The 16,520-nt window shown below is 73.4% G+C and carries 12 protein-coding genes and 2 pseudogenes; 8 read left to right on the top strand and 6 right to left on the bottom strand.

What is annotated here, in order from left to right; all coding sequences use genetic code 11:
* Positions 1 to 117: 117 nt before the first annotated feature.
* The 4 genes and pseudogenes from AB0399_RS12090 to AB0399_RS12075 all read left to right on the top strand — a co-directional run.
* Positions 118 to 675 (top strand): hypothetical protein, encoded by a 558-nt coding sequence (locus AB0399_RS12090; protein ID WP_366411184.1) that lies wholly within the window; start codon positions 118 to 120, stop codon positions 673 to 675.
* 228 nt (positions 676 to 903) lie between these two features.
* Positions 904 to 1,200, top strand: coding sequence for a CU044_2847 family protein (locus AB0399_RS12085; RefSeq protein WP_366411183.1), 297 nt, complete (start codon positions 904 to 906; stop codon positions 1,198 to 1,200).
* The gene (locus AB0399_RS12080) at positions 1,197 to 2,018 is read left to right on the top strand and encodes a serine protease (RefSeq protein ID WP_366411182.1); all 822 of its coding nucleotides are present in this window, start codon (positions 1,197 to 1,199) and stop codon (positions 2,016 to 2,018) included. The genes AB0399_RS12085 and AB0399_RS12080 overlap by 4 nt, the downstream gene beginning before the upstream one ends.
* Before the next feature lie 1,043 nt (positions 2,019 to 3,061).
* Positions 3,062 to 3,817, top strand: a pseudogene (locus AB0399_RS12075) (AfsR/SARP family transcriptional regulator); the annotation flags it as partial.
* Between the two features lie 178 nt (positions 3,818 to 3,995).
* Here the strand turns inward: AB0399_RS12075 and AB0399_RS12070 are convergent.
* Together AB0399_RS12070 and AB0399_RS12065 are read right to left on the bottom strand one after the other, a co-directional pair.
* Entirely contained in the window at positions 3,996 to 5,390 is a 1,395-nt protein-coding gene (locus AB0399_RS12070; RefSeq protein ID WP_366411220.1) for a DUF4157 domain-containing protein, read from the bottom strand.
* Positions 5,391 to 5,807: 417 nt separating this feature from the next.
* Positions 5,808 to 6,476, bottom strand: coding sequence for a TetR/AcrR family transcriptional regulator (locus tag AB0399_RS12065; protein ID WP_329372553.1), 669 nt, complete (start codon positions 6,474 to 6,476; stop codon positions 5,808 to 5,810).
* A 57-nt stretch (positions 6,477 to 6,533) separates the two neighbouring features.
* On the opposite strand from AB0399_RS12065, the gene AB0399_RS12060 reads away from it, so the two are divergent.
* Entirely contained in the window at positions 6,534 to 7,994 is a 1,461-nt protein-coding gene (locus tag AB0399_RS12060) for an MFS transporter (protein ID WP_366411181.1), read from the top strand.
* Entirely contained in the window at positions 7,991 to 8,455 is a 465-nt protein-coding gene (locus AB0399_RS12055) for a cupin (protein ID WP_366411180.1), read from the top strand. The genes AB0399_RS12060 and AB0399_RS12055 overlap by 4 nt, the downstream gene beginning before the upstream one ends.
* Before the next feature lie 64 nt (positions 8,456 to 8,519).
* Here the strand turns inward: AB0399_RS12055 and AB0399_RS12050 are convergent.
* Positions 8,520 to 9,440: pseudogene (locus AB0399_RS12050) on the bottom strand (hypothetical protein); the annotation flags it as partial.
* A 1,549-nt stretch (positions 9,441 to 10,989) separates the two neighbouring features.
* On the opposite strand from AB0399_RS12050, the gene AB0399_RS12045 reads away from it, so the two are divergent.
* Together AB0399_RS12045 and AB0399_RS12040 are read left to right on the top strand one after the other, a co-directional pair.
* On the top strand, positions 10,990 to 11,745 hold the full coding sequence (locus AB0399_RS12045; protein ID WP_366411179.1) for a GntR family transcriptional regulator: 756 nt from the start codon (positions 10,990 to 10,992) through the stop codon (positions 11,743 to 11,745).
* Positions 11,746 to 12,109: 364 nt separating this feature from the next.
* Positions 12,110 to 13,570, top strand: coding sequence for an MFS transporter (locus AB0399_RS12040; protein WP_366411178.1), 1,461 nt, complete (start codon positions 12,110 to 12,112; stop codon positions 13,568 to 13,570).
* A gap of 19 nt (positions 13,571 to 13,589) precedes the next feature.
* Here AB0399_RS12040 and AB0399_RS12035 read toward each other — a convergent pair whose 3' ends face one another.
* The 3 genes from AB0399_RS12035 to AB0399_RS12025 form a co-directional block, all read right to left on the bottom strand.
* Positions 13,590 to 14,882: a cytochrome P450 gene (locus tag AB0399_RS12035; RefSeq protein ID WP_366411177.1), complete on the bottom strand. Its 1,293-nt coding sequence runs from the start codon at positions 14,880 to 14,882 to the stop codon at positions 13,590 to 13,592.
* On the bottom strand, positions 14,869 to 15,912 hold the full coding sequence (locus AB0399_RS12030; RefSeq protein ID WP_366411176.1) for a cytochrome P450: 1,044 nt from the start codon (positions 15,910 to 15,912) through the stop codon (positions 14,869 to 14,871). Before AB0399_RS12030 ends, AB0399_RS12035 begins: the two co-directional genes overlap by 14 nt.
* Positions 15,913 to 15,983: 71 nt before the next feature.
* On the bottom strand, positions 15,984 to 16,064 hold the full coding sequence (locus AB0399_RS12025) for a tryptorubin family RiPP precursor (protein ID WP_218161885.1): 81 nt from the start codon (positions 16,062 to 16,064) through the stop codon (positions 15,984 to 15,986).
* Between the last annotated feature and the right edge of the window lie 456 nt (positions 16,065 to 16,520).

The raw sequence follows: 16,520 nt of genomic DNA, 5'->3' as shown, positions 1-16,520 counted from the left end.
ATCTCCCCGGTCCCTCCGATCTCCCCGGTCCGTCCCGTCGGCCCGGTCGGTCCCGTCGGCGGGGGAGTCCGTGCCCGCCCCGCCGCCCGGCCCGGCGCCGCGCACGGAGGTCCTGAGGTGACCCTCCCGACCCCCTGCTGGCAGACACCCATCCGCCCCGCCCCCACCCGCGACGCCGTCGTGCTCACCGATCCGGACACGACGCTGCCGATCGCCCCGACCCTGCGAGCGGCGGGCATGACCGTGGCCGCCGCCACGGTGCCCGCCCTCCGCGGCGACCCCTACCGCGAGGCGATGGCCGCGCTCGACCGCGCGCCGCTGATCATCTCCGCGTGGTCGCATCCCGCCGTGAACCGCGCCACCAGCGCGCTGGTCGCGGCCCACGTCGCCGAGCGGTCCGCCACTCCCGGGACCGGGCCGGTGTGGATACGCCTGTCCCGCAACCCCCTCACGCCGGCCCCGCCCTCCACCGTCCACATCCCGCTGGACCGGTGCGGCGCGCTGGCGCCCGAGGCCCACGACGCGCTCCTGGACCTCGCCGCGAGCGACCTCGCCCGGCAGGTGCCCGGCGCGGCGCTTGCCGCCAGGCACCTGCTCACCGCCTTCGCCCGCACCCGCCGCGGCACCCTCACCCCGCCCCTGGCGATCCCCACAGCGGCGGAGCCCCTGTTCTGAGGCGGGGGCGGGCCACTGCCCCAGAACAGGGGCTCCCCTCTCCGGGCCGATCGGGCTCCGCGCTCCGGCCTGACCGGCTTCACAAGGAGCGGTACGAGTCCCTGCCCGGTGGCACCCCTTGGGCCTGTGCCGAAGTGGTCGCGCTCCGGTGCTTCGCTGACTACGCTTTCGGCGGGGCCAACCGTGTGGCTCCTGATCCCGGGGTGGGGGCAGATGGCTGAAGTCCGTGTGGAGACCGTCGCGTTGGAAGGGACGGGCAACCGTCAGATCGCCAGCCGCACACGATCCAGCGCCGCATTGGAGGACCGCGCCGCGGAGGTGGAGGAAGCCATCGTGCAGGCGTCGGCCATCGCTCAGCAGTCGATGTCCCGGGTGCCGCCGCACGCCGGATGGCAGGTGTCGGGCATGGCGGTCAAATTCGGGCTGACCTTGGCGGCGGAGGCCGGGATCATCGTGTCCAAAGCGTCGGCCGAAGCGTCCTTCGAGGTCACGCTCACCATGGAGCGGGTCCCGGAGGCGCCGTGACCAGCGCGGGTTGCTGGGTCGAGCTCCACCAGGCCGAGCGGCGTCTCGGCGGTGGGTTTCTGCTGACCCGGCGGTACGTCCTCACGGCGCTGCACTGCCTGCGGGAACTCACCTCGCTCGACGATTCCGTCGACATCGTCCTCGCCGACGGCCGCCGTGTCCTGGGCAGGGTCTGCCAGCGGGACAAGGACGCCGATCTGGCACTGGTCATGATCTCCACGGCGTACGACGTGAAGCTGCCCGTACTGCGGGCCGGCATCGCCCATGGTGGTGACGACTGGCACGGGCCGTACCGGCCGGCCGCCGTGGAGGCACATCTCAGGGGGCAGGTGGACCGCGGCACGGCCGACTACCTCTGCGAGGGAGGAGCCGTCATCCAGGCACTCCAGTTGACGGCCCACCAACTCCTGGGCGACTACTCGGGCTACTCCGGCGGCCCGGTGGTGAAAGGCACTCCGGACGACCGGGAGCCCCTGGTCGTCGGCATCCTGCTGGAGCAGGCTCCCGACCGGGCCACCCCTCGTCGCGCGGCCAACGTGCTGTTCGCCGCGACGATCGGGGAGGCGATGCGCCGCTTCGACCAGTTCGACGTGGAGCACCTGATGGACGCGGTTCATCCGGCGAGTTCCACGTCCCCGCGCGACGGCAAGGGCGACGAGTCGAACATCGACGAGGCAGCCGAAACGGCCGAGGCGTGGTTCGCCCGCATCGAGGAATGGTCGCAGCGCGGCGTTCTCGATCCCTCCCGGATCGCCGAGCTCAAATTCGTGGCGGCCAAGACGGCCATCGAGCGCCGACCGCACGGAGACCGGCTGTGACAGATCACTGGGCGGCGGCCATCGCCAGTGCCGAAGCGGCGTTACGCGGAGACGCGTCGGCCCGCGCCCGGGCGTCAACTTCCGTGCTGCGTCTCACCGCTGACGCGCAGCCACCTCTGCGGCCCGGCCTCGGCAGGGATGTGGCCCGTCTGACGGCGATGCTGGAAGCGCTCGGACTCGCCGAAGAGTCACAGGCCCTCCTGCGTCACGTCGTCTCACGGCTGGTGTGGGACCCGAGGTCGATCTCCCTGTCCACCGACGTACGGAACGAACTGGCGGTCTCGCTCGCGGATCGCGGGCACATTCCGGCCGCGGGGACACTGCTGGCGACGGCTGCCGCCTTCAGCGCGCGGGAGGAAGGAGAAGGGGTCGCCGGCGCCCGCACCCTGGCCAACCTCGCGGCCGTCAAGTTCCGCCTCGGAGACCTCGACGGAGCGCAGGTCGACGCCGGACGCGCGCTCGGCGCCGGCGCCACGGACGGTTCGCTCCTGCACCGTCTGGAGATCCGGCTGCTGGCGCACGCGGTCCTCGCGGAGGTGGCCCGTCACCACGGCCGCGACACCGAGGCGGACGAACTGGTGCACAAGATCGCGGACTCCGGCCGGCAGTTGGTTCGGCTGCTCGGCGGTGACCATCCGGCGTCGCTCTCCGCCCTGGTCACCTTGGCCCGGGCCGAGTTCGGGTCCGCGCGTGCGGCCGCCGACCACGAGCGGCAGGAACGGGCCGTCGACGTCCTCGCCGTCGCGGCGCAGAAGACAGCCGCGACACTCGGGTCACGGCACCCGCTGTCGCACTCCGCTCTGGTCAACCTCGCGACCAGCGAGTTCGAAGCGGCACAGGCGTCCGGCGACGAGGCTCGCCTCGACGGGGCGCGGGCGATGATGCTGGCCGTGTCGCAGCGGCCCGAGGGGGAGCCCCGGATCGTTGCGGAGCCCTCCCCGGCGGCCGTCCCCTCGCCGTACGACGCGGACGCGGAGCGGCAAGCCACGGACGTCCGCCTTCTGGACCGGCCGTCGTCGACCGTCGCGCCCGGGCCGGAACCGGTGGACGAGGCCGCGTCGTTGCGGTTCGGCGTTCTCGGACCCGTGAGGATCTGGCGGGCGGAGGAGCCGCCGGCGGGACCTCTTGCCGCGGGCTCACCCCAGCAGCGCGCCTTGCTGGCCGTCCTGCTCCTGCGCGGCGGACGAACCGCCGGCGTGGCCGAACTCCTCGATGCGATCTGGGGCGAGAGCCCACCTGCTCGGCCGGTCGCGACGATTCGCACCTACGCCGCGCGTCTGCGGCGCGTGCTCGCGCGGGGCATGCTCGTCACCGAGTCCGGTGGTTACGCACTGCATGTCCCGCACGGCCACCTTGACCTGCACGTCGCCACGGATCTCGCAGAAGCGGCGCGGTGGGCCCGCACCCGGGGAGAGCTCGCCGCCGCGCGGCGGTTGCTCGACGACTGCCTGGACCTGTGGGACGGCGAGGCGCTCGCCGGAATTCCCGGTCCGTTCGCCGCGTCCGAGCGCGTCCGTCTGTCGGAGTGGCGGCTGCGACTCCTGGAGGACCGCATCGACGTGGACCTGAGCATGGGTCGACATGCCGAGAGCGTCGCCGAACTGACCGGGCTCACCGCCGCCCATCCGCTGCGCGAGAGGCCCCGGGAACTGCTCATACGCGCGCTCCACCGCAGTGGACACCAGGCCGAGGCGCTTGCCGTGTACGCGGAGACCCGTCGTCTCCTCGTCGCGGCCTACGGCACCGACCCCGGCCCCGAACTGGTCGCGCTGCACCGGCAGATCCTCGACGCCGGCCCCGCGCCGGACCAGCAGTAGGAGGGCACTGCTCGCCTCACCCTGCTGCGTGCGACCGCCTCGCGTCCGCGAGCCTGGGGTGCGCCTGCCGGGGCCGCGGGCGTAACCGCCGGGGAAGCCCCCGGAATGGCCCCGGTCGCGGCGTGACCGGACCGGGGACCGGCGAGGGCGGCGGATTTCGTCAGGCCGTCGTCGCCTTCGGGTTGACGTTCTGGGCGAGGAGTTCGTTCATCTCCTTGTGCGCCATCGAGGCCTTGCTGTTGCTCTCGTCGTGGAACCGCAGCAGGTAGTGGTACATCACGGCGACGCACTTGTCGCGGCTCTTGTACTCCGCGTTGTCGGTGAGCTCCAGGCGCTCGGAGATCTCCTTGATCTTCCCGTCGGGCGTGGTGTAGAGCGGGTGCCACATGAGGGTCACGGCGGGGTTGAGCCGCTGGATCATGCGCAGTTGGGGGATCTCCTGCGCGATCAGGACGCTGTCGGGGTTGTACGCCCGCAGGAACACGTGCACCGGGCCCGTCGCGCGCTCGACGAACGCGGTGGACAGGACGTTCCACAAAGGCGCCTGGAGCTTCCAGTCGGCGTGCAGCTCCAACTGGTCCACGACCTTGCCGAGCCGGGTGAACTCCAGCGAGGTGTGGCCCTTGCCGTGGGCGTAGACGCTCACGTCGAAGCCGCCCGACCAGAGCGCCAACGTCGGGGTGGTGATCCGCAGATGCTCGCCGACGAGGTTGACGAGCTCGCGGAACCAGGTGTTCGAGGCCCGGATCTTGCGCCGCTCCGCGGAGTCGATCGACGGGTCCGAGGACTTCTGGTTCAGGACCGCCTGCTCGGCGATCCCGCCCAGCAGCAGTTGCCAGGCGCTCTCGATCACGTCCGCCGGGAACCCGCCGGCCTTCATCATCTTCTGGAACACGGCCCACTCGGGGTGGTCCTGCGCCTTGGCCGCGTAGTGCTCCTTGGGAGCGTCCGCCGACGGCTTGCGGCGCTGCACGGCGTGCGCGGGCCCCGCGCCGGCCGCCGTATCGGTCACGGTGCCGTCCACCGCGTCGGCCACCGCCCGCTGGGCGGTCCGCCCGGTGGCGGGGGCACTCCCGGACATGACCCGCCGGGCGTTCTCCTCCGCGGCGACCTCGAACCGGTCGGACGGGTCGGAGACCTTCATCCCGTTGCCGTTGTCCGTGCCCGCGACGGGGCCCCGCCGCTGCTGGAGGACGTGGGTGAGCTCGTGGGCGAGCGTGTGGCGGTCGCCGCCGCCCTCGCCGATCACGATGTGGCTGCCGGAGGTGTAGGCGCGGGCGCCGATCTCCTGCGCCGACTTCTTCGCGGCGGCGTCGTTGTGGATGCGCACGTCGCTGAAGTCGGCGCCGCCGAACCGCGCCTGCATGTCGTGCAGTTCCGGCTCGGGCAGCGGCCGGCCGGGACGGCTCAGCACGTCGTGCGCGGCCATCCTGCGCTGCACCGGGCCCTCTTCCGGCGCGCCCTGCTGATGGCCGCAGGACGACCCGTGGACGTGGCGCCGCGTCTCCAGCAGGTGGGCGACCGTGGCGTTGCCGACCGAACGCTGCAACGCGATGACCGACGCCGGTGAGTGCCCGCCCGGCGCCGGCCCGGCGGAAGCGGCCGCAGGGCCGAGCCCCTCGGTACGCGGCGGTGCGGCGGGCTTGCGCGGCACCGTTCCCGGCCGCTGCGCAGCGCTCACATCCTGCTTCCGCTCCTGCACGTACTCACTCCTTCGGTGCTGCACGCCGCGAGCCGGTCGTCCGTCCCGCGGGTTGCTCGTCGAGCCGGCCCCCGCGTCCAGCCGGCCCCCGGGTCGGCCGGCTCTCCGTCGAGCCTGCTCCCTGTCTAGACGGGATCGACGGCGCGCGGCAAGAAGCGGAAGGGCACGCCCGTACGTTCGCGCGGGTACCGTCCGTGCCCCCGCCGGGCAGGTGGTGCGCGCCGCCCGCGCCCTCGGCGTCGCCGGCCGGGGCAGCGCGGCCCCGAGGAGTCAACGCGGCGTCAGAAGGCCGTCCACCAGGGCCCGGAGCCCGTCCCGGTAGGTGTCCTCGGCGGTCAGCGGCGCCCAGCGGTCCGCGACCTTCGCCAGGCGGGGCAGCTCGCCCGGGTCCAGAGCGGCGAAGACCTGCTCCCGGTAGGTGGGACGGTCGTCGTCGGTGCGCCGCCGGGCCGCCGACGTCCGGACCACGATCTCGCCGGCGGTGTAGTACCAGATCGCGCGGTACCCGTGCACGGCCCGCTCGGGGGAGAGGCCGCATACGACCAGGCCGTCGACGATCTGCTCGACGAACCACAGGGCGGCGGTGGACATCAGGTCGTCGGCGGTAAGCACCTCCACGATCCAGGGGCAGGCGGCGAGCGCCTCGTGGATCGTGGAGGCGGCGACGACGATCCGCTCGCGGGGCTCGGCGGGCAGTTCGGGGCGGCGCAGCGTCCGCTCGGTGTAGTCGTCCAGCAGCAGGACGAGCAGTTCCTCCTTGTTGCGGACGTGGTGGTAGAGCGCCATCGGCGTGCTGCCGATCTCCGTGGCCAGCCGCCGCATGGTCAGCCGGTCCACGCCTTCCTCGGCGACGATCCGGCGGGCCGCTTCGATGACCTCCTCGCGGGAGATACGGGGAGGTCGGCCAGGGGCTCTGCGCGGTGCGGACGGCTGCGGCATGACCCCATCATCCCCCGGGCATCGACAGAGGCGCCCTCGGGAGGCTAGTTTCCTTACATGTACAAAAACTCACGGGGGCGGCCCGGAGTGGTGCTGGCGGCCGCGGCCGTCGCCCAGTTCGCCATCGCCCTGGACATGTCGGTGGTCAACGTCGCGCTGCCCGCGATCCGCACCGCCCTGGGATTCACGCCGCTCGGACTGTCGTGGGTCGTGCAGGCCTACGCGCTCGCGCTCGGCGGATTCCTGCTGCTCGGCGGCCGCGCCTGCGACCTCTACGGCCGGCGCCGGATGTTCGTGCTCGGCCTGGCCGTCTTCGGGGTGTGCTCGCTGGCGGGCGGGCTGGCCCAGGCGCCCTGGCAGCTGATCGCCGCCCGCGCCGGGCAGGGCCTGGGCGCCGCCGCGGCCGCCCCGGCCGCGCTGGCGATGCTCACGACCACCTTCACCGAGGGCCCGGGGCGCGTGCGCGCGCTCGGCGTGTGGAGCGGGGTGAACGCCGCCGGGGGAGCACTGGGTGTGCTGGCGGGCGGGCTGCTGACCGAGTACGCCGGCTGGCGCTGGGTGATGCTCATCAACCTGCCCATCGTGGCGATCGCGCTCGCCCTGGTGCGCACCGGTGTGCCCGCCGAGGAACGCCCCGCCCGGCGCGAGCGGTTGGACGTGCTCGGCGCCGTCCTGGCCACCGGCGGAGTCGGGCTGCTGGTGTTCGCGGACCTGCGCACCGACGTCGAAGGGTGGAGCTCGCCGGTCACGTTGACCATGCTCGCCGCCGCGGCCGTGCTGCTGGTCGCCTTCGGGTACGCCGAATCCCGTTCCCCCGCACCGCTGTTGCGCCTCGGCCTGCTGCGCGGCCGCTGGGTGGCGGGTGCCAACGCGCTGGTGTTCCTCGCCGCGGCCGGGCAGTTCGCGGCGTTCTACTTCGTGTCCCTGTACATGCAGCAGGTGCTGGGCATGGGCCCCGCGGCGACCGGCGCCGCGTTCCTGCCCTTCTCCGCGGGCCTGATCGCGGGCACCCTCGTCGCGACCCGCGTCACCGCGGCACGAACCCCCCGGGCGTGCCTGGTACCCGGAGCCCTGCTCGCCGCCGCCGGCCTGGCGTGGTTCGCGTGCATCAGCCCCGACGGCGGATTTCTCACCGACGTACTCGGCCCGTCCCTGATGACCAGCGTCGGCACCGGACTCGTGCTGGCCCCGGTCGCCACCGCCGCGACCAACGGCGTCGCCGCCCGCGAGGCCGGCATGGCCTCCGGCCTGTTCAACAGCTCCCGCCAACTCGGCGGCTGCATCGGCCTGGCCGCGCTGGCCACCGTCGCCGCGCATCGCACCGGCGCGGCATCCGGCCCCGCGGCGCTCAACGACGGGTACGCCCTGAGCCTGACCGTCGCCGCCGCGCTCTTCGCGCTCGCGGCCGTCGTGGCGTTCGTCGCGCTGCCGCGCCGCGGAGCCGGAACCGGAACCGGAACCGCCCGACCGCGACCCACCGCTCCAGCAGAGAACCGACTGGAAGGAACACCCTCATGACGACGAACCCCGCCTCGTCCCCCTCGTCCCCCTCGTCCCCCTCGTCCTCCTCCACCGACGCCACCGACTCCATCGACGCCATCGACCTGTTCGCCTTGGCGCTGACCTTCCACCCCGACGGCGACGTCCGGGCCGGCGAACGGCGGATGGACGGCAGCGACTCCGATGCCTGGCAGATCGCGACGTTCCACGTGGAGACCGACGCCGACGTCCACGCCGACCACTGGGAGATGCACCCGTCGGCCGAGGAGGGGGTGTGCTGCCTGACCGGCGGCGCTCGCATCCACTTCCGCGCCACCGGGCCCGGCGGCGCGGAGGACATGGTGCGGTTGCCGGCGGGCACCGCCGTGATCGTTCCCCGCGGACGCTGGCACCGGCTGGAACTGGACGCCCCCAGCGACCTGATGTCGATCACCCGCCGCCACGGCACCCGCCTGGAGAAGCGCACCGACACCCCCTGACCGCGGTGCGGCCCGGCAGCACCCCGCTGCCGGGCCACCCCACCGGAGGAACCGGGCGGCGCGGTCAGCAGGTGACGCTGCCCTTGCGGATCGCGTGGTCGTCGTCGTCGGAGTCGTCGGCCCAGTACACGGGCTTGGAGCCGCTCACGCACTCGTCGGCACCGGCCAGGGAGAAGCCCTCGTTGTTGTAGTCGGGCATGCCGGTGGGGCGGTTGTAGACGGCGCTGAGGGCGAAGGTGCCCGAAGAGCCGATCGTGAAGGTGCGGTGCCGGCCGTCGCAGGTGTCGTCGCAGACGACCCACAGGCGCGACGCCTGCGGCTCCCACTGCAGTTCCATCACGCCGTCCATGCCGCTGCTGAAGGAGGCGACCCGGGTGAACGCGCCGGAGTCCTGGAGGACGTAGCCGTAGACCGTGCCGGAGCCCTCGACGCCCACGAAGAACACGCCGCCGGTGTGGGAGCCGTAGTTCGCGGGGTCGTAGGCGGCGCCGGTCGAGGAGTCCTGGAAGCCGGCGCCGGTCAGGTAGCTGTCGGGGACCCAGGTGATGCCCTCGAAGCCGAGGTTCGCGCCGGTGGAGGGCAGGTCCGCGGTGAGGTTCCACTCGTCGGTGGCCGTCAGCGAGCTGCCCGTACCGGAGACGTCGTAGCGCAGCACCGACAGCCGGCTGGTGCCGGAGTGGTCGCCGTCGCGTTCACTCGCCAGGTAGACCCCGCCCGCCGCACCGGAACCGGTCAGGGTGACGCCCTCGTCGTCGGGGGTGCCCGAACCGCCGGGGTAGTGGACCTTCTTGCCGGAGGTCCAGCCGCCGGACGTGTCGGGCTGCCAGCCGCCGGAGCCGTCCGGGAGCAGACGCCACAGCTTGCCGCTGTTCTGCGCCCCCCACATCACACCGCCCTCCTGGTAGAGGCCGCTGAGGTCCTCGCCGAAGACGCCCGAGCCGTCGGCAGTGGTGACCGAGCTGCTGCCGGGCCAGGCCACGGGCGTGCCCGGGTCGCTGGGGGGAGTGGTCGGTGGGGTCGTCGGCGGGGTGGTGGTGCCGCCGGTGCCGGGAGCGAGGGCGACGCCGCGGAAGGCCTCCTTGGCGGGAGCCGTGGCCAACGTGGTCACGGAGCCGTTCATGGCGGCGGCCGGGCCGCTGGTGTCGGTCACCGTGGAGAGCGTGCCGCCGGTGCCCGAGGAGCCGCTGCCGGTGGCGTACAGCACGGCCTGCCCGCCGCTGACCGAGCCGGTCAGGCCGGTCACACCGGAGACGCTCTTGCTGCCCTCCGCCTTCCAAGTGCCGCCGACCAGGCTGAACTTGTTGATCTTCCCGGCGCTGGAGTCCGCTGCGTACAGGGTGTCGGGGCCGGCGCCGCCGGAGAGGTCGAGCAGCGCGTAGCCGTAGGGGTCGCCGCTGCTCTCGGGGCTGCCGGGCAGGTTGGTCAGCGTCTGCCCGGAGGTGGTCGGGGTGCCGCTGCCCACGGTGGAGATGCCGGTGCCGTTCTTGTCGGAGGAGGCGTACAGCCGGCCGTCGGCGATCTGCACCGCGCGGACGTTCTTCGACGTGAGCTGGGTGAAGCTGCCGGAGCCGAGGGTGGTGTAGCCGATGCCCCCGGCGGCACCGGAGACCCAGATGCCGGTGCCGTCGGTGCTGGCCGCGCCCCGGACGTTGTTGTCGGCGGCGAACTCGTCGAGCATCGTGCTGGTGTCCACGGTGCCGTCGGCGCCGACGCGGGCGATCGTCACGTCGTCGGTGGTGGCGACGGCACTGGTGCCGACCGCCTTGTGGTAGCCGGGAGCCAGCAGGTAGCGGCCGTCGGCGGAGAGCGTGAGCTGTCCCTCCGACGAGGCGGTGCCCGAGGCGGTCAGCTCGTGCGTGCTGCCGCTGTCGGCGGTGGGCAGCGCGACGGAACGCACCAGCGCCCCGGCGGGGGTGTACTCGTCGAGGAACACCGGGGCGGCCTTGTCGCTCAGGGAGCTGCCGCCGTCACCGACGCGGTAGACCACGACGTCGCCGGTGCCGAACGCGGTGGTGGCGGCGCCGGTGATCGTCGCATGGGCGACGACCGGGGCGGCGACGGCGCCGAGCGTCATCAGGCCGGCGACGACGCTGCCGATCAGGGTCCTGCGGCCGGCGCGAACCGACACGCGGCGCACGGGTGGGGGGACTTTGCCGTTCACAGGCGGACTGCCTTTCGACGGTGGACCGACGCCAGGTCCAAAGGACCCGCGCAGCAGGGGAGTTGACCGGTCGGAGTGCAAACGGCGCAACTGTGCCGCCGGAGGATGGCGCCGCGGTGAACCGCTGACGTCGCCCGGCCGTCCCCACGCCGTACACATCGGGTGCGAAGGGACCCGGGGGTCGCCGGGTGGCGGAGCTCGGGGGCGGCTCGCCGATTGCGCTGGTGAGAGCATATTCGCAGGTCAAAATGGGTGGCGTAACATCGGCGTCATCAGCGGACCCTAGATTGGGACCAGTGCGGGAGCGTTTCCCGCCCGGGGATTCCGGGACTAGACCGGGCCCGCGCGCAGCGACAGAGAGGCGGTGCCCTTGATGCCCCCCGTGTCCAGGACCGGCTCCCCTCCGGGCACTCCGGCTCGCGCCGACCGAGCCCGGCAGGTCGCCGACGTGCTGCGGCAGCAGGCCGCCGCGGGCCTGTTCCGCACCGGATTCCTGCCCGAAGAGCGGCTTCTGGTGGCGGACTTCGGGGTCTCGCGCAACACCGTCCGCGAGGCGTTGCGCATCCTGGCCGACGAGGGACTGGTCCGACGCCGGCGCGGGGTCGGCACCGTGCTGGTGGGCCGCAAAGTCGAGCATCCGCTGGGCCGGATGACCGGGCTCGCCGAGACCCTGCACCAACTGGGCACGGTGGACAACCACTTGCGTGCCGCGGGCAGCGTGCTGCCGCCCGCCGCCGTCGCCCGCCGACTCGGCACACCCCGGGGACAGCCGGTCGTACGGCTGGAGCGGCTGCGCCACCTCGACGGTGTTCCGCTGTCGCTGGACCTGACGTATCTGCCGGCCGACATCGGGACGCCGTTGCTGGAACTCGACCTGGCCGGACGGGACGTGTTCGCGCTCATCGAGGAGACCGCGGGCGTGCGGCTGAGCACCGCGACGCTGACGGTGCAGGCAGTGAACGCCGACCCTCGCACCGCCGAGGTCCTGGACACCGCGCCGGGTGCGGCGCTGTTCGCGGTGGAGCGCCTGAGCACGCTGGCGGGCGGCCGCCCGGTGGATCTGGAGTTCCTGTCCATCCGCGGTGACCGGCTCGTGCTGCGTGCCGACCTGGCCCGTCACACCGGCTGACCCCTTCATCACCCTCCCCTCTTCCGCCACTCCCGCCCCTACCCTTCCGGCCGCCGCCGCAGGCCCGTTCTCTCGACCCGGTCCCCGCCGGGGCGCGACGCGCGAGGAGCCGTCGCGCCCAACGGCCCTGCCGCCATGCCGTCTTCCTGCCCCCTGCCCTGTCGCCCCGCCGCCCCGCCGCTGTGCCGCGCCGCATCGCCGAGCCGCCTCGCCGTGATGCCGCCAAGGTGCCGTGCCCGGGCCCGACCGCCGGAGGTTCCCCGTGCCCGGTCCCCGACCCGTTCCGCCACCCGTGGCCCGCCCGCCGTCCCCGCGCCGGCCCCGACCGCGCCGGCGCCGCCGTCCGGACACCCTGACCGCGGCCATGGGACTGTGCGTGACCCTCGTGGTGGGAATGGTCTCCGCGGTCAACCTCGCCATCCCCTCGCTGTCCCGCAGCGCCCTGCACCCGTCGGCGGCCGCCGTGCTGTGGGTGGTCGACGGCTATGTCGCAGTCTTCGCCTGCCTCCTCGTGCCGGCCGGGGCGCTGGCCGACCGGCTCGGCCGCAAGGGCGTCCTGCTGGCCGGAACGGCGGTCTTCGCGGCGGGCTGCCTGCTCGCGGGAACCGCCACGGACGTGGGTGTGCTGATCGCGGGGCGGATGGTCAGCGGGGTGGGGGCGGCGGCCGTCCTGCCCACCACGCTGGCGCTCATGGTGGCCGGCACGCCGCCCGCGGGCCGCGCCGGTCGGATCGCCGTCTGGGCGGCCATGACCGGACTCGCCGCCGTCCTGGGCAACGTCGGCGGCGGCGCCGCCATCCAGGCCGGCTCCTGGCGCGCGCTGTTCCTGGCCGCCGTCCCGCTGTCCCTGGTGGCCCTGGCGCTGGCCGCCGCTGTCGCCCCGAAGACGCCCCGGTACGACCGCCCGGTCGCCCCGCTCGGCGTCCTGCTGCTGACCTGCTCCTTCTTCGTCCTGCTGTTCGCCCTCGTCTCCGGCCCGCAACAGGGCTGGAGCAGCCGTACGGTCCTCGGATCGTTCGCCGCGGCGGCCGGCGCGCTGGCCTGGTGGGTCCGGCGCGAACTGCGCAGCGCGCACCCGTTGCTCGATCCCCGGCTGCTGGCATCGCCCCCGGTACGGGCCGGCGCGCTCGGCATGACGGTCGTCTTCACCGGCATGTTCGGCCTGTTCTACCTCAACGGCCAGTACCTCCAGTACGCGAAGGGCTACTCCCCCCTCGGCTCCGGAATCCGGCTGCTGCCCATGGCCGCCGCCCTGCTGCTGGCCCCGCGGTGCGCGGTCGGCCTGCGCCGACGCCTCGGCGAGCGGCGCGTCGTGGGGCTGGGCCTGCTCCTGCTGGCGACGGGCCTCGGCACCGTCTCCCTGGTCGGCGCGCGGACCCCGTATCCCTTCTACGCCCTCGGCGCCGTACTCACCGCCGCGGGCTGCGGGCTGGCCACGCCGGTCCTCTCGCACGCCATGATGTCCGCGCTGCCTCCCGAACAGGCGGGCACCGGATCGGCGTTGCAGAGCCTGACGCGCGAACTGGGCAGCGCGTTGGGGGTCGCCCTCAACGGCACCGTGATCGCCGACCGGTTCGCCGCGAACCTGCCGCGCGCCCTGCGTGGACCGCACGCCCCGAGCACCGTCGCCCAGGCACAGCGCTTCTCCGTCGACCCCTCCCTCCGGCACGCGGTCCTCCAGGACTTCACCGGCGCGCTCGACACCGGCATGCGGGTCCTCTCCGCGATCGTCCTGACCGGTGGAGCCCTCGTGCTCCACTGGTTCTCCCGCCCCGGCCCGGTGGCGGAGCAGGCCGGCTCGGAGCGGACGAGGCAGAAGCGGTGACGCGGGAGCGGCGGGGACGTCAGCGCAGCCGGACCGGGAGGGAGAGCAGCCCCCGGTGGCGGGGGTTGTCCTGCCAGGCGGGGGCGCGGTCGGGGTCCGCCAGGCGGAGCGCGGGAAAGCGCCGCAGCACCTGGCCGAAGGCGATCTCGGCCTGGAGCCGGGCCAGCGGTGCGCCCAGGCAGCGGTGGATGCCGTGGCCGAACGCCAGGTGCCCGGCGGCGTCACGGGTGACGTCGAACCGGTCGGGGTCCGGGAAGACCTCAGGGTCGCGGTTGGCGGCCAGCAGCGCGATCTGCACGAACTCCCCGGCCGGGATCGTGGTGCCCTCGATCTCCACCGGCTGCGTGGCGTAGCGCAGGCTCGCGATGCTGAACGGGCTCTCGTGGCGCAGGACTTCCTCGGTCAGGCCGGGCAGCAGTGACGGGTCGGCGCGGACGGCGGCGAGCTGATCGGGGTGGGCGAGCAGGGCGTGCAGGCCGTTGGCGATGAGGTTGGCGGTGGTCTGGTGGCCCGCGATCACCAGCAGGAACGCCATCGAGGTGACCTCTTCCTCGGTGAGGCGGTCACCGCCGTCGCGGGCGGCGACGAGGGCGGACAGCAGGTCGTCGCCCGGGTGCGCCCGCTTCTGCTCGATCAGGGCGCGCAGCCGGTCCAGCATCGCCTCGGCCGTCGGGACGGACACCTCGCCGTCGCCCTCGTCCCCGGTCACCGTGTGGCCACGGACCTGGAGGACCCCGGGATCACCCGGGTCCGCGCCGAGCAGGTCGAAGATCACCGCCAGCGGCAGCGGGAGCGCGAACCGGCCGATCAGGTCGACCTCGTCGCTCCCGTCCAGGGCGTCGAGCAGCGCGGTGGCCCTGGCCTCGATCCGGGGGCGCAGCATCGCCACCCGCCGTTGCGTGAACGCCTGTTGGACCAGCCGGCGCAGCCGGGTGTGGCGCGGCGGGTCCGAGTTGAGCAGGTGGGTGGTGAGCGCCCCGCCCGGGCCGCTCGCGGGCAGCCCCTCGTGCCGGGCGAACGCCTCGGTCGCGCCGTCCTTGCTCAGCCGCGGGTCCACCAGGGCCGCCCGGCAGGCCGCGTGCCCGGTGACGACCCAGCCGGCCAGCGGCACCGGACCGGAGAAGCGGACCTGGCGGACCTCGCGCGTCTCACGCCAGCGCCGGTACGACTCGTGCGGGTGGCGGGCGAAGGACCCGTCCACGGTCTCGGCCCCGCCGGGCGGCCCGGGCGGCTCGTCCGCCTCCGACGGCGGCTCGGGTATCCCGCACGGTACGGACCCGTCGGCCTCCTCGCTCCCCTCAGGCAGCCGCACCGCGCACCGCCGTCACCTTGACGTCCTCCACGCCGAGCAGCCCGACCAGGGGCACCTTGGCGGAGGTCTGCCCGGGGTCCACCGCCAGGCCGGAGCCGCGGAGGAGGTCCAGGAGCAGCTCGGCCAGGGGCATCACCATGTGCCGGCCCCAGCAGCGCTCGGAGGAGTGGCCGAAGGGCAGGTAGCCGGGGGCGGTGTCGGGATCGAGGGTCTCCCAGCGCTCCGGCCGGAACGTGTCCGGGTCCTCCCACAGCTTCGGGTCCCGGTGCGAGAGGAGCGGCAGCAGCAGGACGTCGTCGCCCGCGCCGATGCGCTCGTCGATCCCGGGGTACTCGGGAGAGGCGTTGCGCAGGATGTTCCAGGACGGCGGCAGCAGCCGCATGGCCTCGTACAGGATGTGCCTGTTCGGCGTCTCGGGGTCGAACGGCGAGCCGAGCCACAGCGCGTTCGCGACGAGGGTGGAGACCGTGAAGCACACCGGGGCCGCCGCTCGCCGGTACATGCCCATCGCGTAGCGGCGATCCTGGTACCCCTTCGCGTCGGCGGTCAGGCCCGCGATCGCGGTCAGCGGGGCTCCCCGCCGCCCGACCCGCCCCGGGAGCGCGGCGCCCGCCGCGATGACGGTCCAGGTGAGCTTCGGCGTCAGTTCGAGGTTGCGGCTCATCAGGACCCGCAGGCGGTACGGGTCCTGGCCGAGGATCAGGTCCCGCAGGAACAGGTGTCCTCGCAGCGGCCAGACCCCCGACAGATCGACGTCCTCGGGGCGGGGGCGGGTCCGCTTCAGGGCCTCGCGCACATCGGCGCCGATGGTGCGGATCACCGAACCGGCCTCGCCGCGCGGGATCGAGCGCCCGTGCAGCGGCTTGAACGTGGGCCGCTCCACCTCGGTGGCCCGGCGGGCGGCGAGAATCCGGTCGGCCACGTCGTGTCCGGCGATCCCGATGGTGTCGGGTTCGAGCCGGAAGACGTCCTGGCCGAGGTGGTCCCGGAACAGGGCGGCGAGTCGTGGGTGGAACACCGTGGCGCGCATGCGGGTCTCCAGGAAGGCCGAGCGGGGCAGGCGGCATCGTCCCCGCCTCGCGGCGGGGACGACCTGGCGGCCTAGTACCAGAAGTACCAGGCGCTGGCCTTCAGGCTCTTCTGCGCGGACACCTTGTTACGAATGGCGAAGAGAAGCTTCATCATTGCACCCCCTTTCCGGGTGGAGATGTCACGCACTTCCTCTCGTGAAGGTCGTGCGTGGTTCGCCCGACGAAAGTACACGAGAAAGAGGGGTGAATGGTAGGGGCACCTTCCGGCCCAGGCGAATCACCCCTTCCGGCCCCCGGCCACACCGGCCGATGGCCCGAACGCATCCTCTATCAGGACCGGTTGGGGATGCCGGCCGCCCGGCGCGCCCGCGCTCCGCGGATCGCGTAAAGCGCCTGTTCGGAGCCGGTGATTTCATTTCGGTGACGAGCGGAGGTGTAAGGGAATTTCCAGCGGGGTAGAACCAGAATTTCACCCCGTCACTTTCTCCCCGGCCGAAGAACGCCTTCCCCGGACGTCGTTCACTTCGCGTTCGCCGCGGATACGGATATGTCGGGGCGGCCGGATTTCCGCGTGTCGCGGCGCCGGGGAGCGCCTCGGGGGAGCACT

It is taken from the genome of Streptomyces sp. NPDC088194, assembly GCF_040702025.1.
GTDB lineage: Bacteria > Actinomycetota > Actinomycetes > Streptomycetales > Streptomycetaceae > Actinacidiphila.
Note: the sequence above shows the minus strand (reverse complement) of the source record. Positions and strands in the feature narration are given on the sequence as shown.